We start from the raw sequence: 24,168 nt of genomic DNA, 5'->3' as shown, positions 1-24,168 counted from the left end.
AGCAGACGACGCACAAAACAATTCGCGACATGTCGTACCCGGCAACCAGAATCACCGGATGCTGCGCCGCGCCCTTCCTAGCCGCCCGGAAGCTCGCCGGCTCCTCGTCGGCACTCTGTTGTCGGCGATCGGGCGCGGGTTGACCCTGCCGTTCCTGTTCATCTACCTGACCGACGTACGCGGGCTCACCGACGCCCGCGCCGGGCTGGTGATCGGCTGGTACGGCGCGGTCACCCTGGTCCTGTCTCCGCTGGGCGGGACGCTGATCGACCGGTTCGGCGCCCGCCGGGTGGTGCTGCCCTGTCTGGTGATCGAGGCGGTGGGCACCGGTTCGCTGTCACTGGTTCACTCGACCGGCTCGGCCCTGCTGGTGATGACGGTGATCGCCATCGGCAGCTCGGCCATCTGGTCCGGGCAGAACACCATCCTCGCCTCGCTGACCGACGACGGTGAGCGGCAGCGCGTCTTCGGGCTCAACTTCGCCCTGCTCAACCTCGGCATCGGTATCGGCGGCATGACCTCCGGCGCGATCGTCGACACGGCCCGGCCCGGCACCTTCCAGACGATCTACCTGCTGGACGCGGTGAGCTACCTGCTGCCGGCATTGATCCTGCTCACCCTGCCGGGCGTCGGCCATCGACTCGGCCACCGTACGACCGGCGACGAGCCATCGTCCGGTGGTTACCTGACGGTGCTCCGCGACCGCCCGTTCCGCCGGCTGGTGATCTTCGGCCTGATCCTCACCACCTGCGGGTACGCCCAGATCGAGGTGGGCTTCGCCGCGTACGCCGTGCGCGTCGCCGAGGTCGGACCACGGGTGGTGGCGTGGGCGCTCGCCGCCAACACCGTGACGATCGTGGTCGCCCAGCTCCTGGTCATCCGCCGGATCGAGGGGCGCAGCCGCACCGGAGCGCTCGCCGTGGTCGGGGCGGTGTTCGCCACCGCCTGGCTGGTCCTCGGTGCCGCCGGCCTGGTCAGCACCGGCAATGCCCTGCTGGCCGCACTGTGCGTGGTGACCTGCTCGGCGATCTTCGGCTTCGGCGAGACGGTGCTGTCGCCGGTGATGCCGGCGCTGACCAACGCGCTGGCCACCGACCAGCTTCGCGGCCGGTACAACGCCATGAGTTCGATGATCTTCGGCATCAGCGGCGTGATCGGTCCGGTGACCGCCGGCCCGCTCATCGGCGCCGCCGACGGGATGGTCTGGGTGGCGGTGGTGGTCGGCGGCTGTCTGGTCGCCTCGGTCGTCGCGCTCTCCCTCCGCCGCCTCCTCAACCCCACACAGGACGGCCGCACGACGACCGACCCGACCCCCGCCGAGCAAGCTCCAGCCCACGCCTGACCCACCCACGCGGCGGCCGCGCGCCCGGGCCCGCCCACGCGGCCGCCGCAGGCCCGCACGCGCCCGCCGCCCCGGACGTCGCGGGTGCAGGCTCCGCGCCCGGAGGCGGCAGCCCGAGCCCGGAGGCGGGTGCTTCGAGCGATGGGGCGGGCGCCGGACCGGTCAGCCGGCCGCGAGTGCCTCGGTGACCAGGGCCGCGACGGCCTCCGGCGGCCAGCCGTCCGCGACTCCCGGGCGGTCGGCCAGGTAGGTCGCGATGCGCTCGGCGGGCCAGCCGTGCGACTCGTGCAGCCCTCGGGCGATCATGCCGAGGTAGATCGGCGCCGGCGGCCGGCACCGCTGGGTCGACGCCGACTCCCCGGCGGTGAAGGTGAGCAGCGGGATACCCGCGAGGTGGCCGGGGCAGACCAGCGTCTCGTAGCGCCCCGGGCCGAGCGTGGCCCGGCCTTCGGCGACTGCCGCGTCGATCGCCGCGCCGGTCGCCGGGATCAGGTCGGCGGTGTCGCCCGGCGGCCGGTACATCTCCTGGGCCGCGATGTCGGCGAACTGCTCGACGGTGACCAGGTAGGCCCGGGCCGCGGCGACGCCGGGCAGGCGCGGGTCGTAGAACGCCATCCCGCCGGTCCAGGCACCGGACTCGCCCGCGAAGTAGATCCCACCGGGCAGCGACACCGGTACCGAGCGGCTCGGTGGACGGGTGTCCCGGCAGCCCGGGTACGTCCGTCGGCCGCCGGGCGGGCAGCCACCCCCGATGTACCACGCCAGCCGTGCCGCGTGCAGGTTCGAGCCGTACGCGACGTACCAGACCAGCCGCTCCTCGGCACCGACCACGCCGGTGGTCAGGTGCGGGTCACTGAGCACGGGCCCACGCTATCGCCGGCCGGGGACTCTGCCCACAGGCTGCGTCCACAGCCTGTGGATAGCACATGTGTACGAAGCCCCGGGGCGACCCGCTCCAACGTGGGTACGCTTGATCGCGCAGCCCGGCGCCGGCCGGCAGCCCCCTCCCCTACCTGGAACGACGTGCGAGTGGATCATCAGCGAGTCATCCGTGACGTCACCGTCCGCCTGCCGATGGCGTCGAACGCGCCGGAGGCCTGCCGGTGGACGGTCGCCGCGCTGTCCCGCCACACCCCGGCGACCATCTCCGTGCTGCTGCACGTGCACGATCGACTGCGCTGTGTCGCGGCGACCGGTGCCTGGCAGGTCTACGCCACCGTGCCCCCGAGCGCCGGGATCGTCGGGCGGGTGTTCACGACCGGCACCGCGGCGGCCGTCCCGGATGTCACCGCCGATCCCGACTATCTACCGGTACGCCCGGACGTGACCGCGGAACTGTGCGTGCCGGTGCTGGACCCGGCGGGCCAGCCGATCGGCGTACTCGACCTGCAGTGGACCGAGCCGGTCGATCTGGAACCCTGGCGCGAGGCGGCACAGCAACTGGGCGTCTGTCTGGGGGCGCGGATCGTCGCGCTCGGTGGTCCGCCGGCCGAGAGCCGCAGCGAGATGCTGCTTCGGCACGCCGCCGCGCTCTCCTTGGCGGCCACCGAACCGGACCTACTGGCTGCGGCGGGCTGGGCAGCCCGCGAGGTCTCCACGCTCTCCACCGCGGTGCTGCTGATCGCCGAGCCGGATGGTGCGCGACTCGGGCCGTCGGCGCCCGCCCCGGACGGGCTGGAGGCGCGCATCCGTGCCGAGCTGACGGAGGCGGGTCCGTCCGCGCTCGGTCGGATGGTCCGGCGGGCGCACCGGTACGGTGCCGGGTACACGCTGGGCGAGGCTGGGCACCAGCCGACCGGGGACTACGGGCCGCTGACCCGGGCCGGGGTGCGTACGTTGGTCGCCGTTCCGGTCGGGCCGCCGGACGCGGGCGGGGTGCTGCTGGTCGCCGACGAGCGGTTGCTGGGCCCGGACCCGACCACGGTGAGTCTGCTGGAGCTGCTCGCCGGGCAGGCCTGGGCCAGCCTGGACCGGTTGCGTACGCTCGCACGGCTCCGGGAGCAGGCCAGCTCCGACCCGCTGACCGGGCTGCGGCACACCGGCCCCTTCGGGCAGCGGATCGCGGCGGCCATGCCGGGGCGTACGGCCCTGCTGGCGATCGACGTGGACGACTTCAAGACCGTCAACGACACGTACGGCCACCAGGCCGGCGACCGGGTGCTGGTCGGGCTGGCCCGGGCGTTGGAAGGGGCGCTGCGGCACGGCGACGAGCTGTACCGGATCGGCGGCGACGAGTTCGTCGCGGTGATCGAGGTGAGTCGCCCCGAGGAGGCGGTCCGGATCGCCGAGCGACTGACCGAGGCGGCCCGGCGGACCGGTCGCACGATCAGCGTGGGCGTCGCGCTGCCCCGTCCCGGCGAGACCCCCGACCGCACCCTGCGCCGTGCCGACCAGGCCCTCTACGCGGTGAAACGCCACGGCCGGGACGGCGTCCACCTGGCCGCCGCCTAACCCTTCGAGGTCAGGTCCTTGGCCAGGAGTTCGGCGATCTGGGCGGTGTTGAGGGCCGCACCCTTGCGCAGGTTGTCGCCGGTGATGAAGAGGTCCAGGGCGCGGGGGTCGTCCAGGGCGCGGCGGATCCGGCCGACCCAGGACGGGTCGGTGCCGACCGCGTCGATCGGCATCGGGAACTCCCCGGCGGCGGGATCGTCGACCAGGATCACCCCGGGGGCGTTGCGCAGCGCCTCGCGGGCGCCCTCGGCGTCCACCTCGGTCGCGAAGACGGCGTGCACGGCCACCGAGTGGCCGGTCACCACCGGCACCCGGACGCAGGTGGCGGAGACCTTGAGGTCGGGCAGACCCAGGATCTTGCGCGACTCGTTGCGGACCTTCATCTCCTCGGACGACCAGCCACCGTCGGCCGGCGAACCGGCCCACGGCACCACGTTGAGCGCCAGCGGTGCCGGGAACGGCCCCAGGTCGTCGCCCACCGCCTGCCGCACGTCGCCGGTCCGCGAGCCGAGCGCCCGATCCCCGGCGACCTTGGCGAGCTGGTCGTGCAGGATGTCCACGCCGGCCTGGCCGGAGCCGGAGACCGCCTGGTAGGAGGCGAGCACCAGCTCCCGGAGGCCGTACTCGCGGTGCAGCGGCGCGACCGCGATGATCATCGCAAGGGTGGTGCAGTTGGCGTTGGCGATGATGCCGCGGGGGCGGTTGCGGACCTGATCGGCGTTGATCTCCGGAACCACCAGCGGAACGTCGCGGTCCATCCGGAAGGCTCCGGAGTTGTCCACCACGATCGCGCCGCGGGTGACGGCGATCGGGGCCCACGCGGCGGAGACCTCGTCGGGCACGTCGAACATCGCCACGTCGACCCCGTCGAACGCCTCCGGGGTCAGCGCCTGGACGGTGAGGTCCTCGCCCCGGCAGCGCACCTGCCGACCCACGGAACGCTCGGAGGCGAGCATCCTGATCTCACCCCAGACGTTGCGACGCCCGGTGAGCAGCTCGCACATCACGGTGCCGACGGCACCGGTCGCTCCGACCACGGCGAGGGTGGGCAGCGCGGTCATGCCGGCGCTACCTACCCGTCCCCGCGTAGACCACGGCTTCGGTATCGCCGCCCAACTCGAAGGCGTCGTGGATGGCGCGGACCGCCGCGTCCAGGTCGGTGTCCCGGCAGACCACGGAGACCCGGATCTCGGAGGTGGAGATCATCTCGATGTTCACGCCGGCCGCGCCGAGCGCGGCGAAGAAGCCGGCGGCCACGCCGGGGTGCGAGCGCATGCCGGCGCCGATGAGTGAGACCTTGCCGACGTGGTCGTCGTACAGCAGGCCCTTGAACTTGACCGGCTCCTGGATCTTGCTGAGCGCGGCCATCGCGGTCGGGCCGTCGGTCTTGGGCAGGGTGAACGAGATGTCGGTCCGACCGGTGCCCTCGGTGGAGACGTTCTGCACGATCATGTCGATGTTGATCTCGGCACCGGCGACGGTGTCGAAGATCCGCGCGGCGGCGCCCGGCTCGTCGGGCACCCCGACGATCGTGATCTTGGCCTCGCTGCGGTCGTGCGCGACCCCGGTGATCAGTGCCTGCTCCACGGGAAGGTCCTCCATCGATCCGGTGACCATCGTGCCGGTGTTGGTCGAGTATGACGAACGGACGTGGATCGGCAACCCCGCCCGACGGGCGTATTCCACGCTACGCAGGTGCAGTACCTTCGCGCCGCACGCCGCCAGCTCCAGCATCTCCTCGTAGGTGATGTGCCGGATGTGCCGGGCGTTGGGCACGATCCGCGGGTCGGCGCTGAAGATGCCGTCGACGTCGGTGTAGATCTCACAGACATCGGCGTGCAGCGCGGCGGCGACCGCGACGGCGGTGGTGTCCGAACCACCCCGGCCCAGGGTGGTGACGTCCTTGGTGTCCTGCGAGACGCCCTGGAAACCGGCCACGATGACCACCGAGCCCTCGTCGAGCGCGCCCTTGAGCCGCCCGGGGGTGACGTCGATGATCCGCGCGCGGCCGTGCACCGAGGTGGTGATCACGCCGGCCTGCGAGCCGGTGAACGAGCGGGCCTCGTACCCCAGGTTGTGGATGGCCATGGCCAACAGCGCCATGGAGATCCGCTCCCCGGCGGTGAGCAGCATGTCCAGCTCGCGGCCCGGCGGCAGCGGGCTGACCTGGTTGGCCAGGTCGAGCAGCTCGTCGGTGGTGTCGCCCATCGCGGAGACCACCACCACCACGTCGTCACCGGCCTTGCGGGCGGCGACGATTCGCTCCGCCACCCGCTTGATCCGCTCGGCATTCGCGACGGAGGACCCGCCGTACTTCTGCACCACGAGTGCCACGACGGTGCACTCCCTCCCAGCGACCCTGAGCGTGCCGACGCCGCCGGAACCGGGGCCGGCGGCGCGTGTCAGACCCCAGAAGCGTATCCGGCGGCTCGCGGCACTGGGTCGGGTGATCCCACCATCCGGCCCGCCCGGGCCCCGGACCACGCCCGGCCGGGTCAGGCGGTACGCCGGCCCGGTCCCCGCCCGACACGCCGGACGGACCGGCGCGGGCGGGCACCCACCGACCACTCGTACCCACCAGAATGGGCCGGTGCCCGTCCTCATCCGCTCGGCCGGCCGCGTGCTCGGGCCGCTCGTGTTCGCCCTGCCGGCGCTCCTGGTCGCGTGCACCAACGAGCAGCCCCCGGCCCCGCCACCGCCGAGCGACCCCGGGCCGATCGAGGTGGACGCCGCCCGCGACGAGTTGGCCGCGCTGGCTGCGGCGGCACAGGACCGCCACCTGGTGGCGCAGTACACCTTCAGCCAGGCCGACCAACCGGACCGCACGATCGTGTTCACCAGTGCGAACGACGGCAGTTGGCGGGTCGACGTGCCCGGTGGCGCGCTGGGCGGCACCGCCGATGTCTCACTGGCCGCGACCGCCGACGGGCTGTTCCAGTGCGCCCTGCCGTCGGTCGGCCACCCGGAGTCGGCGCAGTGCGTACGCCTCGGCGAGCGCGACGACGCCATCCCCCGCCGGCTGGACCCTCGGGTCCAGCACCCGCTCACCGACTGGCTGGACGTGCTCACCGACCGCCGCTCGCCGCTCGCGGTCTTCCCGGCCGGCCCGCCCGAGGGACTCACCGGCACCTGCTACTCGGTGGACTCGACCTCGGCCTCGCTCAACGCCCCGCTGGACGTCGGGATCTACTGCTACGACCGGGACGGCACGCCGACCGGTGCCCGGACCACGGGCGGGACGCTGAAGCTGGCAGCCCCGCCCGGGGCCGCGCCGGCCACCGTGCAGCTGGCCGGCCCGGTCGTGGTGGACGGGGAACCGCTGGACACCGCGGCTCCGCCAACGCCGGACCCGTCCGACAGCCCGAGCGCGGGAACGTCCTGATCTTCATCCCGTTACGGGTGCTCTTGCCCACATTTAGCCGACCCCGGACGCGGGGGCAAATCGCCCATACGGGACGATCGGTGAATGGCCGATCTCACCCCACTACTCGCGTACCGCTGGAGCCCACGGGCCTTCGACCCGGACGCCGAGCTGACTCCGGACCAGGCGGCCTCGTTACTCGAGGCCGCGCGCTGGGCGCCATCGGCGGAGAACGTGCAGCCCTGGCGGTTCGCCCTCGGCCACCGGGACGACGAGACCTGGAAGCTGATCCTGACCAGCCTTCCCGCCAGCGACCAGGACTGGGTCCGGCACGCCGCGACCCTGGTGGTCGGCGCGCACACCGGCGATGACGCCGAGCGGGCCGCGTACGACCTGGGTCAGGCGATCGCCCACCTGACCGTGCAGGCCACCGCGCTCGGTCTGCACGTACATCAACTCACCCGCTTCGACCGGGCCGGCCTCGCCTGCGAACTCGACCTGCCCGGCGTCGTCCGCCCGCTGGTGGTCGCCGCCGTCGGCCGCCTCGGGGACCCGTTCACGCTCCCGCCCGAGCTCTGCGCCCGGGAGACCGGCCTGCGGCACCGCCGCCCGCTCGCCGACCTGCTGCTCCGCTGATCGACCGCCGGAGCTACCCGCCCCGGCTGGCCCGGAGCAGGACCGCTGCCGCCTCCGTGTTGCGATAGAGGACGTGCCGGCCCTGTCGCACCCGGGAGACCAACCCGGCGTCGTGCAGCGCGGAGAGGTGCTGGGAGACGTTTCCGGCGGACATCCCGGCGAATCGGGCGAGGTCAGTGGTGGTCGCCGCCGTGTCGAGCAGGTGCAGCAGCGCGGCTCGGCCCGGGCCGACCACCCGCGCCAGCGGGTCACCGGGCGGCGGCGCGCTCGTCTCCCAGAGCGTGCCGAGGGCACGGACCGGGTATGCGCCGGCCGGCAGCGAATCCTCCAGCAGGTTCCACAGCACATGCCGCTCGGTGAACACCGTCGGGTTCAGCGCCAGCCCACGACCGCGGAGGTCGAAGTCCCGCTCGAACGTGTCGTCGCTGATCACCCGGTCGCCGTGCCAGCGCAGGCTCGGGTGGAGCTGTTCGAAGAACCGACCGGCACCATTCTCGGCGAGCTGGGCGGCCCGGTACGCCACGTCGGCGTCGAGCAGCGCCCGCATCCGCGGCCAGTCCGGGGCGATCGCCTCGTCGTACCAGACCCGCACCGCGTCGACGAGCTGCGGCAGCAGGCCGCGGGGATCGGCGAGCAGCGCCCTCCCGAACGGGCTCAACGGCCGGCTCGGGGTGGTCGCCAACAGATCCTGGACCACCACGGCCGGCGGCGTCGCCGCGATCTGGTCGAGTTGCTCGGCCATCTCCACGTTCGGCCGGGCCGCCGGGGTGAGGAAGTCGGGCAGCCAGGTACGCGGCCGAGCCAGCTCCACCAAGGGTCGGACCCGGTCGGCCACCTCGGGACGACGCAGAGTCACCCGGGCGCGGTCGATCCAGGGCAGGTGCACCGCATAGTGCACCGGGCTGGACACCGCCCACATGCTCATGACCGTCTCGTTGGCCGGCGACACGGCCAACCGCACTCCCGCCACGTCGGCCAGGCTGAACCGCAACTCGGACACATGCACCCCCGGCCAGGATTTGGCTCAGCCTAAAAGGCTCGACTGGCACCGTGGGGGCACGGTTGACTTCCCGGCCATGGGGGCCAGAGAAACCATCCGCATTGCCGTCCGAAATGTCGTACCGCCGGCCGGGCTGACCCGCGCGCTGGCCGTGCAGGCCATGGTCTACGCCGTTGGCAGCGGCCTGTTCCACGCCGGGAGCGCCGTCTTCTTCACCCGGGCGCTGGGGCTCAGCGCCGCCCAGGTGGGGCTGGGGCTGTCCATCTCGGCGGGGGTTTCGCTGCTGGGTACGGTGCCGCTGGGCGGACTGACCGACCGGTACGGGCCGCAGCGGGTCTGGATGGTCGGGCTGGTGCTGCAGGCGGCGCTCTTCGCGAGCTACCCGTTCGTGGGCGGCTTCGCCGGCTTCCTCGCCGTGGTGGTGGCGTTGGCCGCCGTGGAGGCCGCGACCGGCGTGGCCGTTCAGGTCTACTCGATCAACGCCCTTCCCCCGGCCGAACGGGTCACGGCGATGGCGTACCAGCGTTCGTCGCTGAACGTCGGGTTCGGGCTGGGCGCGGTGATCAGCGGTCTGGTGCTGGCGGTGGACACGGACGCGGGGTACCGGGGGATGATCTGGTTCATCGCGACGGTCTTCCTGGTGACGGCCCTCTTCGTGCGGAGACTGCCCCGGTTGGCCCAGGCGACCCGGGCGGCAGAGCCGATGAGCCGGCTCGCCGTGCTGCGCGACCGCCCCTTCATGGCGGTGTCCCTGCTCTCCGGGCTGCTCACCGCGCACCAGACGCTCTATCTGACGGTGATGCCGCTCTGGATCCTCACCCACACCGACGCCCCGAAGACGGTGATCGCCGCTCTGGTGCTGCTCAACACGGTCCTGATCGTGCTGCTCCAGGTACGCGCCAGCCGGGGCGCCGACACCGCGCTGGGCGCGGCCCGGGCCTCCCGCCGAGGCGCCCTGCTGATCTCGCTGTTCTGCCTGGTCCTGCCGATCTCCGGGGCCACCCGGGGCGTACTCACCGTGGTGGTGCTGGTGGCCGCCGCGACGCTGCTGATCGTGGCCGAGCTGATCGAGTCGGCCGGCACCTGGGGGCTCACCGCCGCCCTGCCGCCGGCCGCCCAGCGTGGCGCGTACGTGGGCGCGTTCCGGCTCGGCTCGCAGGTGCAGTACCTGATCGCGCCGGCGGGACTGACCGCGCTGGGGGTGACCACCGGTGGTTGGGGCTGGTACCCGGCGGCAGCCATCTTCACGCTGGTCGGGCTGGCGATCGTACCCACGGTGGCCTGGGCCGTACGGACGCCGCGACTGGGTGCGGTCGCCCCGGAGCAGGTCGTGACACCGGTCCCATAGTCCGGACCCGCCTTCCCACCCTCCGTCTCATCACGTAGGGTCACCCTGTCATGTGGCGGGCGCTTCTTCTCCTTGGCTGCCGCGACGAGGCCTGACCGGCCGGCACCTCGTCGCGGAGTCGAACGGCGCCGTCCAGCACATCCGAAATTCCCCTCGGCACCCGCGCGGGCACCGTCGCCCGGCACCTCGCCGACACCTTCCGATTGCTGACGCCCCACATGACCCACGGGAGCATTCCGTCATGGCTCAACCCGTCACCGACGTTGACACCGACCCGATCGCCCGGCAGCGCCCGAGCCGGATGCCGTACCAGCGCTACCAGCCCTACGGCCAGCAGTTCCGGATCGATCTGCCGAACCGCACCTGGCCCACCCGTCAGGTGGACGCCGCACCGCGCTGGTGCGCCGTGGACCTGCGCGACGGCAACCAGGCACTGATCGACCCGATGTCGCCCGAGCGCAAGCGCCGGATGTTCCAGCTGCTGGTCCAGATGGGTTACAAGGAGATCGAGGTCGGCTTCCCGTCGGCCAGCCAGACCGACTTCGACTTCGTCCGGCAGCTCATCGAACAGGACATGATCCCGGACGACGTCACCATCCAGGTGCTCACCCAGTGCCGGGAGCACCTGATCGACCGGACGTTCGAGTCGCTGCGCGGGGCCAGGCGGGCGATCGTGCACTTCTACAACTCGACCTCCACCCTGCAGCGCCGGGTGGTCTTCGGTCTGGACCGCGACGGCATCGCCGACATCGCCACCTCCGGCGCACGGCTCTGCCAGAAGTACGCCGAGATTCACACCCCGGACACCGAGATCCACTACGAGTACTCGCCGGAGTCGTACACCGGCACCGAGCTGGAGTACGCGCTGGAGGTCTGCTCCCGGGTGATCGACGTGATCGACCCGACGCCGGACCGGAAGCTGATCATCAACCTGCCGGCCACGGTCGAGATGGCCACGCCGAACGTGTACGCCGACTCGATCGAGTGGATGCACCGGCACCTGCCGCGCCGGGACAGCCTGGTGCTGAGCCTGCACCCGCACAACGACCGGGGCACCGGGGTGGCCGCCGCCGAGCTGGGTCTGCTCGCCGGCGCGGACCGGATCGAGGGCTGCCTGTTCGGCAACGGCGAGCGCACCGGCAACGTGGACCTGGTGACGCTGGGGCTCAACCTCTTCTCCCAGGGCATCGACCCGATGATCAACTTCTCGAACATCGACGAGGTCCGTCGGGCCGTCGAGTACTGCAACCAACTGCCGGTGCACGAACGCCACCCGTACGCCGGTGACCTGGTCTACACCGCCTTCTCCGGCTCCCACCAGGACGCCATCAAGAAGGGCTTCGACGCCCTCGCCGCCGACGCGGCGGCGGCCGGCGTACCGGTGGACGAGCACATCTGGGCGGTCCCCTACCTGCCGATCGACCCGAAGGACCTGGGCCGCACCTACGAGGCGGTCATCCGGGTCAACTCGCAGTCCGGCAAGGGCGGCGTCGCGTACATCATGAAGAGCGAGCACCAGCTGGACCTGCCGCGCCGGCTCCAGATCGAGTTCTCCGGCGTGGTGCAGCAGGTCACCGACCACGACGGTGGCGAGGTCGACCCGGGCGCGATGTGGGAGATCTTCGCGACGAACTACCTGCTCGACCACCAGCCAAACCCGGCGGTGCGGTTGGCCGGCTACGCGATCGGCACGGCCGACGGCAAGGTCGAGATCGAGGCCCAGGTCGGCGTGGGCGGCGAGCATCGGGCACTCACGGCGGTCGGTAACGGCCCGATCGACGCGTACGTCAACGCGCTCCAGTCGGTCGGGGTGGGCGTACGGGTGCTCGACTACCACGAGCACGCGCTCTCCTCCGGCGGTGACGCGCAGGCCGCCGCGTACGTGGAGTGCGAGGTGGACGGCCGGACGGTGTGGGGTGTCGGCACCGACGCCAACATCGTCACCGCCTCGATCAAGGCGGTCACCAGCGCCGTCAACCGCGCGCGCAGCTAGCTGCACCGTTCGTTAGGAAGGGCCCCTTGTACAACGCCAGGCGTTAACAAGGTGCCCTTCCTTACTTCGGGGGCGTTGCGGCGGGCATCGAGTGGCAGGGCTGCGAGGGCGGGGCCGCGCGGGGTGGGCGGTGCACCAGCACCAGGGCCAGCACCGCGCCGGCCAGCAGCAGCCCGGCGCACCAGGCCAGCGCGCCTCGGAACGCGTGGGTCAGCTCGGTCTTCTGCGCGTAGCCGCTTCCGGACAGGCCCACCAGCAGCGGCAGCGCCGCCACCGCGAGCAGGCCACCCGCTCGGGACGCGGCGTTGTTGAACCCGCTGGCCACCCCGGAGAACCGGTCCTGCACCGCGGCCAGCACCGACGCGGTCAGTGGCGCCACCACCAGGGTCAACCCGGAGCCGAAGAGCAGCACCCCGGGAAACACGTCCCGCCAGTACGACGCGCCGGGATCGACGCCGCGCAGCAGCAGCAGTCCGGCGGCGGCCACCACCGGTCCGATGGCCAGCGGCAGCCGTGGACCGATCTTCGCCGCCAACGCCCCGGCGCGGGCCGAACCGACCAGCAGCAGCACGGTCATCGGCAGCAGTGCGATCCCGGTACGGAAGGCCGACCAGCCGAGCACGTTCTGCAGATAGACGGCGAAGAAGAAGGTGAAGCCGTTGAGCGCCGCGTACACCACCACGGTGAAGATGTTCAGCACCGAGAAGAGCCGGCTGCCGAACAGCCCGGTGGGCAGCATCGCGGTGTCGCCGCGCCGCCGTTCCAGCAGTACGAAGGCCACCGCGGCCAGCACTCCGACGAGCGCCGCGACCAGCACCGGGGCCGAGACGAAGCCGCGCTCGGGCGCGTCGATCAGGGCGTACGTGACCCCGGCCAGCGCGAGCGCGCCGAGCAGCGCCCCGGCGACGTCGAACCGACGGTGGGTCCGGCCCCGCCCCGCGCTGCGGGAGGCGTTCTCGTCCCGGCTCTCCGGCACCCAGCGCAGGGCGGCCAGCAGCACCAGCACGGCCAGCGGCAGGTTGAGGAAGAAGATCCACCGCCAGGACAGCGTGTCGATCAGCCAGCCACCGAGGAACGGGCCCAGCGCGGTGGACACCCCGGACAGCCCGGCCCAGGCACCGATCGCCCGACCCCGGTCGTCCGGGTGGAAGCTGGACTGGAGCACCGACAGCGACCCGGGGGTGAGCAGCGCGCCGCCGGCACCCTGGAGGAACCGGGCCGCGATCAGCCAGCCGGTGCCCTGGGACAGCCCGCACAGCACCGACGCGACGGTGAACCAGACCACCCCGATGAGGAAGATCCGTCGCCGGCCGAAGCGGTCCCCGAGCGCTCCCCCGAGCAGCACGAAAGCCGCCAGCATCAGCAGGTAGCCGTTCACGGTCCATTGCAGATCGGCCACGTTCGCGCCGAGATCCTCACCGAGTTTCGGCAGCGCCACATTGACAACCGTGCCGTCCAGGAAGACCATGCCGGAGGCAAGTACTGCGGCGAGCAGCGTCCCCCGGCCTGCGGCAGTACCCATCCGCAGTGCGGGCGCCGGTACGGGTGCGGTCATCCCACCAATTTGCCTTGCACCATGTGGGAGACGCCACGAAACGCCGAAACCACACCCGGGTACTGTGCGCAATCGCCGGAAGCCCGCAAGCTGGAGAGGTGTCGTCTGTGCGTACCAGATCAGGATCGCGCGCGGCGGTGACCGCGCTCGTCGCGGCGCTGGCGCTCAGCGTTGCCGGTTGCGTCCCGCCGGATGAGTCGGACCAGCCACCCCCGAGCGACGGCGGCAACGCCGCCGAGCAGTTGGGCCAGCTCACCGTGGCCACCGCTGGCTCGATGAAGGGTTACAGCCGCGAGCGTTTCCCGCACTGGCGGGACACCGGCAAGAACTGCGACGTGCGGGACAGCATCCTGCAGCGCGACGGCAAGGACGTGAAACTCTCCGGCTGCAACGTGGTCGGCGGTCGCTGGGAGAGCGTGTACGACGGGCGCACCGCCACGGATCCCTCCGAGGTGGACATCGACCACATGGTGCCGCTGGCCAACGCGTGGCGCTCGGGTGCCGACGAGTGGGACGACGCGAAGCGGGGCGATTTCGCCAACGACACCACCCGACCGCAGCTCTTCGCGGTTTCGGCGTCCTCCAACCGGGCAAAGGGTGACCAGGACCCGTCCCAGTGGAAGCCGGCGAACCGGTCGTACTGGTGCCAGTACGCCGAGAACTGGGTGACGGTCAAGCACCATTGGCGGCTCACCATCACCACTGCCGAGAAGGCCGCCCTGACCGACATGCTGGAGGGCTGCTAGTGAGTGAGCGAGCCGAGCGAGCCGCCGGGTCGACGGGTGACACCGCCACCAGCCCCGCAGCCGCGGGCATGACCGCGGACGGCAAGGCGGAGACCTCCGCCGCGGTGCCGGGGGCCGGCATGGTCGCGGATTCGGACGGCGCCGGCGGCCCACAGAGCCGGACGACCGACATCGTGCCCGGTCCGGGCGGGGTGATGACCGACGAGGTCGGTGTGGTCACCGGCGACCTGACCCTGCGTACCGAGTACGCGGACGGCCAGGTCACGCTCCGGGTGCAGTACAAGGACGCGGACGAGTGGTACGTGGTGACCGGCGGGAAGGTGCAGCTGGCCGACCCGGCGGGCCTGGCCGCGGTGCACGGCATCGCGGTGGCCCTGCTGCACCGCCCCGAGGGCTGACCCACCGACCCGGGACGGGCCGGTGGGTCCAGCCGTCAGACGTACGAGCCGGGCTCGGTGGGGACGGAGACCACGCCGGGCGAGTCGCCCTCACCCTCGGGGCGCACGATCTGCACGCTGACCTGGTGCGGACGCAACTCACCGCTGGCGATCTGCTCGGCGAAGTGGCAGGCCACCCGGCTCGCGCCGATCTCCCGCAGCACCGGCCGCTCGTCCGCGCAGCGGGTGGGCTGCGCCCACGGGCAGCGGGTGTGGAAGCGGCAGCCGGACGGTGGGTTGGCCGGCGAGGGCAGGTCACCGGCGAGCAGGATCCGCTCCCGGCGGTCCTCCACGTCCGGGTCCGGCACCGGCACCGCCGACATCAGCGCCCGGGTGTACGGGTGCAGCGGCTCGGTGTACAGCCGGTCGCTCGGCGCCTCCTCGACCAGCGCGCCCAGATACATCACGCCGACCGTGTCGGAGATGTGCCGGACCACCGCGAGGTCGTGCGCGATCACCAGGTAGGTCAGCCCCAGGCTGTCCTGGAGTTCGTCCAGCAGGTTCACCACCTGGGCCTGGATCGAGACGTCCAGGGCCGACACCGGCTCGTCGGCGACGATCAGCTCCGGCCCGAGCACCAGCGCGCGGGCGATGCCGATGCGCTGCCGCTGCCCGCCGGAGAACTCGTGCGGGTAGCGGGACAGCGCCCAGCGGGGCAGCCCCACGGCGTCCAGTGTCTCGCCGATGATCCGCCGACGGTCGGTGCGGTCGGTGCCGATCCCGTGGGTCTGCAGCCCCTCGGTAAGGATCGACTCGACGTTCTGCCGCGGATCGAGGCTGGACATCGGGTCCTGGAAGATCATCTGCATCCGGCGGCGGGTCGCGCGCAGCTTGCCGGGCGGCAGCGTCGTCAGCTCGACACCGTCGAAGCTCACCTCGCCGGAGGTCGGCGGAGTGAGCTGGAGCAACGCCCGGCCGAGCGTGGACTTCCCGCAGCCGGACTCGCCGACCAGCCCGTACGTCTTGCCGCGCGGAATGCGCAGGTCGACCCCGTCGACGGCCTTCACGTGGCCGACCACCCGGTCGAAGAGCACGCCCCGCTTGATCGGGAAGTGCACCTTCAGGTCGCGTACCTCGACGAGGATGTCGTTGTCGCTCACGCTGATTCCTCCTCGCGTGGGGCAGGCACCGTGCCGGGCACCGGCTCCGGGTTGACGCACCGGTAGCTGCGCCCGTCGTAGGTCTGCACCAGCTCCGGCGGTTCGCCCACGCACTCGTCGGTCCGGCGGGCGCAGCGCGGGGCGAAGGCGCAGCCGTCCGGCCAGGGCAGCAGGTCGCGGACCGAGCCGGGGATGGGGTTCAGCTTCTCGCCCCGCCCGGCGTCCAGGCGCGGCACCGAGCCGAGCAGACCCACGGTGTACGGGTGCCGCGGCTCGCGGAACAGCGGACGGCGGCGAGCCGTCTCCACCACCCGACCGGCGTAGAGCACGTTGACGGTGTCGCACATGCCGGCCACCACACCCAGATCGTGCGTGATCATCAGCAGTGCGGTGCCGGAGTCGCGGACCAGTTCCTTGAGCAGTTCCAGGATCTGCGCCTGGATGGTCACATCGAGCGCGGTGGTCGGCTCGTCGGCGATCAGCAGCCGGGGCTGACAGGCCACCGCCATCGCGATCAGCGCCCGCTGCCGCATACCGCCGGAGAGCTGGTGCGGGTACTCCTTCAACCGACGCTTCGGGTCGGGGATGCCGACCCGCTCCAGCAGCGCCGCGGCCTCCTTGGCGGCGGCCTCGCCCTTCATCCCCCGGTGCCGGGTGAGCACCTCGGTCACCTGCAACCCGATCGGGATAACCGGGTTCAGCGAGGAGAGCGGGTCCTGGAAGATCATCGCGATGTCCCGGCCCCGGATGTCCCGCCGCGACCGGTCGTCGAGTTGGAGCAGGTCGGTGCCGTCGAAGACCGCCTTGCCGCCGACCCGCAGCCCGGGCTGCTTGGGCAGCAATCCCATGATCGCCAGTGAGGTGACGCTCTTGCCGCAGCCGGACTCGCCGACCAGGCCGACCACGTCACCCGCGTCGACCGAGAAGGACACTCCGTCGACCGCGTGCACGGCACGCTGGCCGCGTCGGGCGAACGTGACGGAGAGGTCGTCCACTTCGAGCAGTGCCATTACCGGCCTTTCGTTCGCGACTGCGGGGCTCGCATGAGGGTCTACTTCCGCAGTTTCGGGTCGAGGGCCTCGCGCATCGCCTCACCGAGCAGGGTGAAGCCGAGCGCGGTGATGATGATCGCGATGGCCGGGTAGATCGCCAGCGACGGCCGGATGCCGAGGTACTGCTGCGCATCGGCGAGCATCACCCCCCACTCCGGTACGGCGGTGTCGGGGTTACCCAGGCCGAGGAAGGAGAGCGCGGCGGCTTCGATGATCGCCGTGGCCAGCGTCAGGGTGGCCTGCACGATCACCGGGGCGAGCGAGTTCGGCACCACGTGGGTCAGCGCGATCTTCGACTTCTTCACGCCGAGCGAGGTGGCCGCCAGCACGTAGTCGCTGTTGGCCTGGGAGATCATCGAGCCGCGCAGCAGCCGGGCGAACACCGGCACCGAGACCACGCCGACCGCGATCATCACCGTGGTCAGGCTGGCACCGAGCAGCGCGGCGATGCTCACCGCCAGCAGCAGGCTCGGCATCGCCAGCAGCATGTCGATGAACCGCATCAGGGTGGTGTCGATCCACCGCCCCCACCGGCCACCGAGGCCGGCCGCGGCACCGGAGACGCCGCCGATCAGCGCACCGATCGCCAAGCCGATGAGGGTGGAGACCACGCCGACCAGCAGGGTCTGCCGGGCTCCCACGATCATCCGGCTGAACTCGTCCCGGCCCTGGTGGTCGTAGCCGAACCAGTGCTCGCCGGTCGGGCCGGGAATGACGCCCGGCCTGATCAGCCCCTCCCGGATGCCGATCGTGTCGGTCGCCGCGTACGGGACGAGGAACGGCCCGATCACCGCGACCAGCAGGAAGATCAGCAGGATGATCGCGCCGACGATGGCGGCCGGGTTGCCGCGCAGCCGACGGAACGCCTCCTGCCAGAGGCTCACCCCCCGCTCGTCGTCACGGGCGGCCAGTTCCGAGAGCCGGTCGATCTTTTCGCGCTTCTTGCCGGGGCTGATGGTCATCGGACCCTCACCCTCGGGTCGATGAAGCTGTAGGAGAGATCGACCAGGAGGTTCACCAGCACGTACACCACCGCGATGATCAGGATGAAGCCCATCAGCACCGGATAGTCGCGCTGGCCGATGGCCTCGGCGACGAACGCTCCGATGCCACTGAAGGCGAAGACGGTCTCGGTCAGCACGGCACCGGAGAGCAGGCCGCCAGCGAGCAGGCCGATCGAGGTGGCCACCGGCAGCATCGCGTTGCGCAGCACGTGCCGGCGACGGACCGTCGACTCGGTGAGGCCCTTGGCCTCAGCGGTCCGGACGAAGTCCTCGTTGAGCACTTCCAGCACGCTCGCCCGGGTGATCCGGACGATGATCGCCAGCGGAATGCTGGCCAGCGCGATGCTGGGCAGCACCAGATGCCAGAGGGCGTCGGCGGCGGCGTCCCACTCCCGGGTCATCAGCCCGTCCAGGACGAAGAAGTTGGTGACGCGGGTCGCCCCGAGCGTCGGGTCCTGCCGACCGCTGGACGGGAACCAGTGCAGGTTCTCCGAGAAGATCGCCTTGAGGACGTAGCCCAGGAAGAACACCGGGATGCAGATGCCGATCAGCGAGCCACCCACGGAGGCGTGGTCCAGGAACCGGCCTCGACGGCGGGCGGCCAGGTAACCCAGCGGGATGCCGACGCCGATCGCGATCAGCATCGCGGTGATGGTCAGCTCGACCGTGCCGGGAAAGCGCTCGATGAACTCGGTGGTGACCGCCCGCTTGGTGGAGGTCGAGGTGCCCAGGTCGAGCTGGATCATCCGCCGGACGAACCGGCCGTACTGCACCAGGATGGGCTGGTCGAGACCCATGTTGTGCCGGATCGCGGCACGCATCTCCGGTGTGCCGCGCTCGCCGAGGATGGCGGTCTCAGGGCCGCCGGGCAGTCGGCGGAGCCAGATGAAGAGCAGGAGGGAGAGCCCGAACAGCGTGGGTATCAACTGGAGCAGGCGTCTGACGATGAACCGGAACACGGCGGCCTCGAAGGGTTGCGGAGGGTTGCGGGCGGGCGCTGTGCGACAGCGCCCGCCCGCGTTCCTTGCGTTGGTTCAGGACTACTTGAACTCGGCGGTGGCGTACCGCTCGTCGGTGAGCGGGCTCGCCTTGACTCCGGTCACGTCCTTGCCGAACACGATCGCCGGCGGCGAGTGCGAGATCGGCACACCGGGCAGGAAGTCCATGACCGACTTGTTCAGGGCCTTGTACTTCTCGGTCCGGGCCGCGATGTCGGCGGTGCCGTCCGCGTCCTTGAACTGGTCGAACAGGGCCTTGTTGTTGAAGCCCCACTCGTCCTTCGGCCGGTCGAAGAAGGTGCCGATGAAGTTGTAGGCGTCGCCGTAGTCACCGGTCCAGCCGAGGAAGTGGATGTCGTGCTTGTTACCGGACGTGGTGGCGTTCAGGTAGTCCGGGCTCCACTTCAGCGGGATCGCCTCGACGGTGATGCCAACGGCCTTCAGGTCCGCCGAGAGCAGCTCGAAGATGTCCTTCGGGTTCGGCATGTACGGCCGGGTGACCTCGGTCGGGTAGTGGAACTTCAGCGTCAGGTTCGACGCGCCGGCCTCGGCCAGCAGGGCCTTCGCCTTGGCCGGGTCGTAGGTGTACTTGGTGACGTCGCCGTTCCAGCCCTCGACGGTGTCGGGCATGAAGTTGTCGGCGACCTTCGCGCCCGGAGGCAGCTTCGAGTCGACGAGCTGCTTGCGGTTCAGCGCGTACGCGATCGCCTGCCGGACCCGGAGGTCGGCGAGCTTCGGGTTGCCCTTCTGGTTGATCGCCAGGTAGAGCACGTTGAACGCCGGGCGGGTGAGGACGTTGAAGCCCTCGTTCTTCAGCGGCGTGACGTCGGCCGGGCCGACCAGGTCGTAGCCCTGGATGTCACCGGAGCGCAGCGCCTGCTTGCGCGCGTTCTCGTCGGAGATCGTCTTGAAGATCAGGGTCTTCAGCTTGGCCTTGGTGCCCGAGTAGTCCTCGTTGCGCTCCAGGGTCAGCGTCTTGTTCGCGACGTCCCAGGACTTGAACTTGAACGGGCCGGTGCCGGTCGGGTGCTCCGTCGCGTACGACGGGTACTTGATGTCCTCGGCGGTTCCGCCCACGTTGCTCGCGTCGAACTCCTGCAGCGCCTTCGGGCTGTGGATGGAGAACGACGGAAGCATCAGCGCGGCCGGGATCTTGCTGGAGACCCGGGTGAACGCCAGGTCCACAGTGGTCGCGTCCTTGGCGGTGCAGGACTTGAAGAGGCTCGGCGGCAGGTCCGCGTCCTCGTTCTTGGCGAAGCCGCCCATGACGTCCTGCCAGTACGCGGTCACGTCCGGGCTCTGCATGAGGCCCTTGGCGTTGTACCAGCGGTCGAAGTTGGCGCAGACCGCCGCCGCGTTGAACTCGGTGCCATCGTGGAACTTGACGCCCGACCGGAGCTTGAAGGTCCAGGTGGTGCCGGCGGCGTCCGGAGTCCAGGACTCGGCCAGGCCGGGGGTGACCTTGGTGCCACCCTCCTCCGGACGGACCAGGGTCTCGAAGACCTGACGCGCCACGCGCAGCGACTCACCGTCGCTGGCGAAGCTCGGGTCGAGCACCTTCGGGTCGCCGGCAACGCCGAAGACCAGGGTGTCCTTCTTGCTACCGCTCGAACTGTCATCGCGGTTGCTCTCGGCGCAGCCTGCTACCGCGAGGGCCGCGACCGCGACGGCCGCTATCGCGACCTTCGGCCTGGGTGCACGCATGTGTGCCTCACCTCGTCCTTGGGGGTACGGACAACGTGGTGACAGGGGTCACCGATGGCGGTGACCATAGCTCCCGTGGCGTCCACCCGGAAACCATCGGGTGGACGGTTGGTATCGGATCGTGCCTCAATCGTCGCTTGACATTCGATTCGAAGGCGAACGGCTCCTCAAACCGAACAATCCGCACCCGCGATGCCAAACTGTTACGTCGACCGGGCCACTGGGGGACGCAGGTGTCAGATCATTTCCGGGCTTCGATGCGGCGACGGCCGGCCCCGGGAACACCGGGTGCCGGCCGTCGGTCGTACGCGGCAGGGCTCAGACGGCCCGGCGCCCCTCGAAGGCACGGCCGAGGGTGATCTCGTCGGCGTACTCCAGGTCGCCGCCGACCGGCAGACCGCTCGCCAACCGGGTCACCGCGATGCCCATCGGCTTCACCATCAGCGCCAGATAGGTGGCGGTCGCCTCACCCTCGGTGTTGGGATCGGTGGCCAGGATCAGCTCCCGCACCGCGCCGCCACTGAGCCGGGTCATCAGCTCGCGGATGCGCAGATTGTCCGGACCGATCCCCTCCAGCGGATTGATGGCACCGCCCAGCACGTGGTAGCGGCCGCGGAACTCGCCGGTCCGCTCGACGGCCACCACGTCCTTGGGCTCCTCCACCACACACAGCACCTCGTCGGTGCGGCGGGGATCACGGCAGATCCGGCACTGCTCGGACTCGGCCACGTTGTAGCAACTGGTGCAGAACCGCACCAGCTCCTTGACCTTGCGCAGCGCGCCGGCCAACCGGTTGACGTCGGCCGGATCCGCCGACAGGACGTGGAACGCGATCCGCTGGGCGCTCTTCGGGCCGACGCCCGGCAGCCGACCCAGCTCGTCGATCAGATCCTGGATGGCACCCTCGTACATCTGCCGGCTCAGAAACCGGGCAGGCCGAGGCCGCCCATGCCGCCGGCGACCGGGCCCATCTTGCGCTCGGTCAGCTCCCGTGCCGCCTCGGCGGCATTGTGCACGGCCGCGACCACCAGGTCCTCCAGCGTCTCCACGTCATCCGCGTCGACGGCCTTCGGGTCGATCTTGATGGCCTTGAGCTCACCGGCGCCGGAGACCGTCGCGGTGACCAGCCCGCCGCCGGCGGTGCCGGTCAGCTCGGCCTCGGCCAACTCGGCCTGGGCGGCGGCGATCTGCTGCTGCATCTTCTGCGCCTGCTTCAGCATCTGCTGCATGTTGGGCTGTCCACCTGGGCGCACGGATGGCTCCTTCTCGCACTCGTCTGCTCGACCGCCGCCCAGCCTATCCGCTGGGACCGACCTCGCCCCGCCCGGTGCGTCCCCCACGCCGGGCCACGCGGCGACATGGAGGCGGCGCGGCTCAGAGTCGGTCGTACTGCTCACGGACCAGCGGCTCGATGGCGGTGAGGGTGCCCGACGATCCGCCGACCGCGCTGACGAGGACGACGATCTCCTCCCGAACCGCGACGGCCCAGATACCCGCCCGGTCGTCGCCGACGAAGGCCATCGCCCCCGGCACGTCGTCGATCTCGACCAGGTTGCCCGGAGTTGCCTGCTGGAGATCGACGTAGGTCCGCTGGAACTGGTCGGCCGAGCTCGCCGTGCCGAACTGGAGCAGGGTGACCGTCACGGAGGTGGCGTCCGGGCGGGTCCACGCCGCGCCGGCGGTGTGTTCCACCTCGTCGCGTGCCTGCTCGGCGAGCAGCATCGCCCGCGAGTCGGAGAGCGGCAGGATCCGACTGAGGTCGACCCGGTCCTCGGCGCCGGCCGGACTGGCGGGTGTCGAGTCGGCCGGACTTGCCACCACCAGCGAGGCGAGGTCGGCGGGCTGCGGCTCGGCGGCCGGACGGGTCGCGTACCAGATCACCGTCGCGAGGACGGCCACGGCGACGAGACCTGCCAGACCGCCGGCCAGCGGCCCGGGACGCCGCCACCACGGCGCCGCCGGGCGGGTGCCCACGCGGGCGCTCTGCCAGACGAACGGAGCCGAGTCCACCGGAGCTGCCGGGTCGGCTGCGGCGGGTTCATCGGCGGGTGCGGTCTCCGGTTGCGACGGATCGGTCGGTACGACCTCCGGCAGCGCCGCAGCGGTCGGTGTGGCCGGCATCGGCACCGCTGGCAGGGTCGCGATGGCACCGGCCAGCAGCAGCATCCCGAGGAGCGCGGACCACACTCCGGCGAGGAAATCCGTGCTGGGGTGGTTGTCCGGCTGGAAGCCGCTGGCGCTGACGGCGACACCGCCGGGCAGCAGGGTGACGACCGCCAGCACCACGCTGATCAGCACGGCGGCCATCTGCACGCCCTGTCGCCACGCCGGCCGCACCCAGGCCGCCACGAGCAATGCCAGCAACAGCCCCCATCCGACGTACAACCAGGGCGCGAAGCCAGGGAGATCGGTCAACCCGTACGTCCGTACCTCGGTCGAGGGAGTCACCCCGATGAGCCGATCCACGACGCCCTGGCCCTCGTGCACCGTCACCCACGGCATCGAGGTCGCCTGGGCCAGGTTGACCAGGCCGATGATCGCGGCCACCGCGGCCCACACGTGACGACGGTCGAACCTGGTCGTGCCGGACGGGCCTGCGGTACCCCGTTCCGGGCCTGAGGTGATCTCCACGGCGCACATCCTGACAGCGCCTCGATACACCGTCCACCCCGTTCGGGTACGGCTGCCACTACCCCGAACCGGCCATCTGCAGGTAGTGCGCCAAGGGTCGTCGCACTGGTCTGCTCATCGGCATGAACCTCAATCGCACCGGCCGGATCGGCGCACTCTGCTGGGTGGCGGCCGTACCGATCTTCCTGGCCGCCAGCCTGATCACCGGCCTCCGGTGGCGCGACCCGTCCTACAGTTGGGCCACCAACAACATCAGTGACCTCGGCAATGTCCACTGCGGAGTGTGGGACACCACCAGGCCCCGGTACGTCTGCTCGCCCGGGCACCCGCTGATGAACGCCGCGCTGCTGCTCACCGCCGTGCTGCTCGCCGCCGGGCTGCTGCTGACCTGGCGGACCCTCGGTCGCGGCGGGGTGGTCCGGTCGGCGCAGACGCTACTGCTGCTGGACACCGGCGGGTACGCCCTGGCAGGCCTCTACCCGGCGGACGTCGACGAGAACCTGCACGTCCTCGGCGCCTTCCTGATCATGGGGCTGGGCAATCTCGGCCTGCTCCTCGCCGCCCTCGCGCCGCGCACCACGTTGCTCGGCCGGTGGCGACGGCTCACCCTCGCCGCAGGGTTGACCGCGCTGGCCGGGGCGGTGCTGTTCTTCGCCCAACAGGGCGTCGGGCTCGGCTTGGGCGGCATGGAACGGGTCGCCGTGCTGCCCTTCCCCCTGTGGGCCTGCTGCCTCGGCGTCCTGCTCGCCGAAACCCCCAAGGGCAGTACGCAAAACAGCCGTTCGCCCGAGACCACCGCCCGGTGAACAC

At 71.1% G+C, this 24,168-nt stretch carries 22 protein-coding genes; 9 read left to right on the top strand and 13 right to left on the bottom strand.

All coding sequences use genetic code 11. The features are described from left to right. Positions 1-58: 58 nt before the first annotated feature. Entirely contained in the window at positions 59-1,342 is a 1,284-nt protein-coding gene (locus ACFQGL_RS18070; protein ID WP_377513243.1) for an MFS transporter, read from the top strand. A gap of 162 nt (positions 1,343-1,504) precedes the next feature. On the opposite strand, the gene ACFQGL_RS18065 is transcribed toward ACFQGL_RS18070, so the two are convergent. Continuing rightward, positions 1,505-2,203, bottom strand: a complete 699-nt coding sequence (locus ACFQGL_RS18065; protein ID WP_377513241.1) for a histone deacetylase — start codon at positions 2,201-2,203, stop codon at positions 1,505-1,507. A 168-nt stretch (positions 2,204-2,371) separates the two neighbouring features. On the opposite strand from ACFQGL_RS18065, the gene ACFQGL_RS18060 reads away from it, so the two are divergent. Next, entirely contained in the window at positions 2,372-3,793 is a 1,422-nt protein-coding gene (locus ACFQGL_RS18060) for a sensor domain-containing diguanylate cyclase (RefSeq protein WP_377513239.1), read from the top strand. Here the strand turns inward: ACFQGL_RS18060 and ACFQGL_RS18055 are convergent. Together ACFQGL_RS18055 and ACFQGL_RS18050 are read right to left on the bottom strand one after the other, a co-directional pair. Continuing rightward, positions 3,790-4,854 carry an aspartate-semialdehyde dehydrogenase gene (locus ACFQGL_RS18055; protein WP_377513237.1) on the bottom strand — a complete coding sequence of 355 codons (1,065 nt, stop codon included), beginning with the start codon at positions 4,852-4,854 and terminating at the stop codon, positions 3,790-3,792. The two genes, ACFQGL_RS18060 and ACFQGL_RS18055, sit on opposite strands and share 4 nt — an antisense overlap. Positions 4,855-4,861: 7 nt before the next feature. Then, the gene (locus tag ACFQGL_RS18050) at positions 4,862-6,127 is read right to left on the bottom strand and encodes an aspartate kinase (RefSeq protein ID WP_377513235.1); all 1,266 of its coding nucleotides are present in this window, start codon (positions 6,125-6,127) and stop codon (positions 4,862-4,864) included. Between the two features lie 256 nt (positions 6,128-6,383). Here ACFQGL_RS18050 and ACFQGL_RS18045 point away from each other — a divergent pair, with 256 nt between their 5' ends. Both ACFQGL_RS18045 and ACFQGL_RS18040 read left to right on the top strand, forming a co-directional pair. Then, a complete protein-coding gene (locus tag ACFQGL_RS18045; protein ID WP_377513233.1) occupies positions 6,384-7,175 on the top strand; it encodes a hypothetical protein in 792 nt (263 codons plus the stop codon). An 84-nt stretch (positions 7,176-7,259) separates the two neighbouring features. Beyond that, positions 7,260-7,790 carry a nitroreductase family protein gene (locus tag ACFQGL_RS18040; protein WP_377513231.1) on the top strand — a complete coding sequence of 177 codons (531 nt, stop codon included), beginning with the start codon at positions 7,260-7,262 and terminating at the stop codon, positions 7,788-7,790. Positions 7,791-7,803: 13 nt separating this feature from the next. Here the strand turns inward: ACFQGL_RS18040 and ACFQGL_RS18035 are convergent, their stop codons facing one another. Beyond that, positions 7,804-8,796: an ArsR/SmtB family transcription factor gene (locus ACFQGL_RS18035; RefSeq protein ID WP_377513229.1), complete on the bottom strand. Its 993-nt coding sequence runs from the start codon at positions 8,794-8,796 to the stop codon at positions 7,804-7,806. 70 nt (positions 8,797-8,866) lie between these two features. On the opposite strand from ACFQGL_RS18035, the gene ACFQGL_RS18030 reads away from it, so the two are divergent. Then, positions 8,867-10,138, top strand: a complete 1,272-nt coding sequence (locus ACFQGL_RS18030) for an MFS transporter (RefSeq protein WP_377513227.1) — start codon at positions 8,867-8,869, stop codon at positions 10,136-10,138. 241 nt (positions 10,139-10,379) lie between these two features. Then, positions 10,380-12,131, top strand: a complete 1,752-nt coding sequence (gene leuA / locus ACFQGL_RS18025; protein WP_377513225.1) for a 2-isopropylmalate synthase — start codon at positions 10,380-10,382, stop codon at positions 12,129-12,131. A gap of 61 nt (positions 12,132-12,192) precedes the next feature. Here leuA and ACFQGL_RS18020 read toward each other — a convergent pair whose 3' ends face one another. Further along, the gene (locus tag ACFQGL_RS18020; RefSeq protein ID WP_377513223.1) at positions 12,193-13,686 is read right to left on the bottom strand and encodes an MFS transporter; all 1,494 of its coding nucleotides are present in this window, start codon (positions 13,684-13,686) and stop codon (positions 12,193-12,195) included. 107 nt (positions 13,687-13,793) lie between these two features. On the opposite strand from ACFQGL_RS18020, the gene ACFQGL_RS18015 reads away from it, so the two are divergent. Together ACFQGL_RS18015 and ACFQGL_RS18010 are read left to right on the top strand one after the other, a co-directional pair. Further along, positions 13,794-14,432 carry an HNH endonuclease family protein gene (locus ACFQGL_RS18015; RefSeq protein ID WP_377513221.1) on the top strand — a complete coding sequence of 213 codons (639 nt, stop codon included), beginning with the start codon at positions 13,794-13,796 and terminating at the stop codon, positions 14,430-14,432. After that, positions 14,432-14,830, top strand: a complete 399-nt coding sequence (locus tag ACFQGL_RS18010) for a hypothetical protein (protein ID WP_377513219.1) — start codon at positions 14,432-14,434, stop codon at positions 14,828-14,830. Before ACFQGL_RS18015 ends, ACFQGL_RS18010 begins: the two co-directional genes overlap by 1 nt. A 35-nt stretch (positions 14,831-14,865) precedes the next feature. Here the strand turns inward: ACFQGL_RS18010 and ACFQGL_RS18005 are convergent, their stop codons facing one another. The 8 genes from ACFQGL_RS18005 to ACFQGL_RS17970 form a co-directional block, all read right to left on the bottom strand. Then, entirely contained in the window at positions 14,866-15,969 is a 1,104-nt protein-coding gene (locus tag ACFQGL_RS18005) for an ABC transporter ATP-binding protein (protein WP_377513217.1), read from the bottom strand. Beyond that, positions 15,966-16,979 carry an ABC transporter ATP-binding protein gene (locus tag ACFQGL_RS18000; protein WP_377513215.1) on the bottom strand — a complete coding sequence of 338 codons (1,014 nt, stop codon included), beginning with the start codon at positions 16,977-16,979 and terminating at the stop codon, positions 15,966-15,968. The genes ACFQGL_RS18005 and ACFQGL_RS18000 overlap by 4 nt, the downstream gene beginning before the upstream one ends. Before the next feature lie 41 nt (positions 16,980-17,020). Next, a complete protein-coding gene (locus tag ACFQGL_RS17995; RefSeq protein WP_377513213.1) occupies positions 17,021-17,983 on the bottom strand; it encodes an ABC transporter permease in 963 nt (320 codons plus the stop codon). Beyond that, positions 17,980-18,984: an ABC transporter permease gene (locus ACFQGL_RS17990; RefSeq protein WP_377513211.1), complete on the bottom strand. Its 1,005-nt coding sequence runs from the start codon at positions 18,982-18,984 to the stop codon at positions 17,980-17,982. Before ACFQGL_RS17990 ends, ACFQGL_RS17995 begins: the two co-directional genes overlap by 4 nt. A gap of 81 nt (positions 18,985-19,065) precedes the next feature. Further along, the gene (locus ACFQGL_RS17985) at positions 19,066-20,727 is read right to left on the bottom strand and encodes an ABC transporter substrate-binding protein (RefSeq protein ID WP_377513209.1); all 1,662 of its coding nucleotides are present in this window, start codon (positions 20,725-20,727) and stop codon (positions 19,066-19,068) included. Positions 20,728-21,045: 318 nt separating this feature from the next. Continuing rightward, positions 21,046-21,639 (bottom strand): recombination mediator RecR, encoded by a 594-nt coding sequence (gene recR, locus ACFQGL_RS17980; RefSeq protein ID WP_377513207.1) that lies wholly within the window; start codon positions 21,637-21,639, stop codon positions 21,046-21,048. A gap of 8 nt (positions 21,640-21,647) precedes the next feature. Beyond that, on the bottom strand, positions 21,648-21,956 hold the full coding sequence (locus tag ACFQGL_RS17975; RefSeq protein ID WP_377513543.1) for a YbaB/EbfC family nucleoid-associated protein: 309 nt from the start codon (positions 21,954-21,956) through the stop codon (positions 21,648-21,650). Positions 21,957-22,101: 145 nt separating this feature from the next. After that, positions 22,102-23,358: a hypothetical protein gene (locus tag ACFQGL_RS17970; protein ID WP_377513205.1), complete on the bottom strand. Its 1,257-nt coding sequence runs from the start codon at positions 23,356-23,358 to the stop codon at positions 22,102-22,104. 122 nt (positions 23,359-23,480) lie between these two features. On the opposite strand from ACFQGL_RS17970, the gene ACFQGL_RS17965 reads away from it, so the two are divergent. Beyond that, the gene (locus ACFQGL_RS17965) at positions 23,481-24,164 is read left to right on the top strand and encodes a DUF998 domain-containing protein (RefSeq protein WP_377513203.1); all 684 of its coding nucleotides are present in this window, start codon (positions 23,481-23,483) and stop codon (positions 24,162-24,164) included. Positions 24,165-24,168: the final 4 nt, after the last annotated feature.

Source organism: Micromonospora vulcania (assembly GCF_042658605.1).
Classification (GTDB): domain Bacteria; phylum Actinomycetota; class Actinomycetes; order Mycobacteriales; family Micromonosporaceae; genus Micromonospora; species Micromonospora vulcania.
Note: the sequence above shows the minus strand (reverse complement) of the source record. Positions and strands in the feature narration are given on the sequence as shown.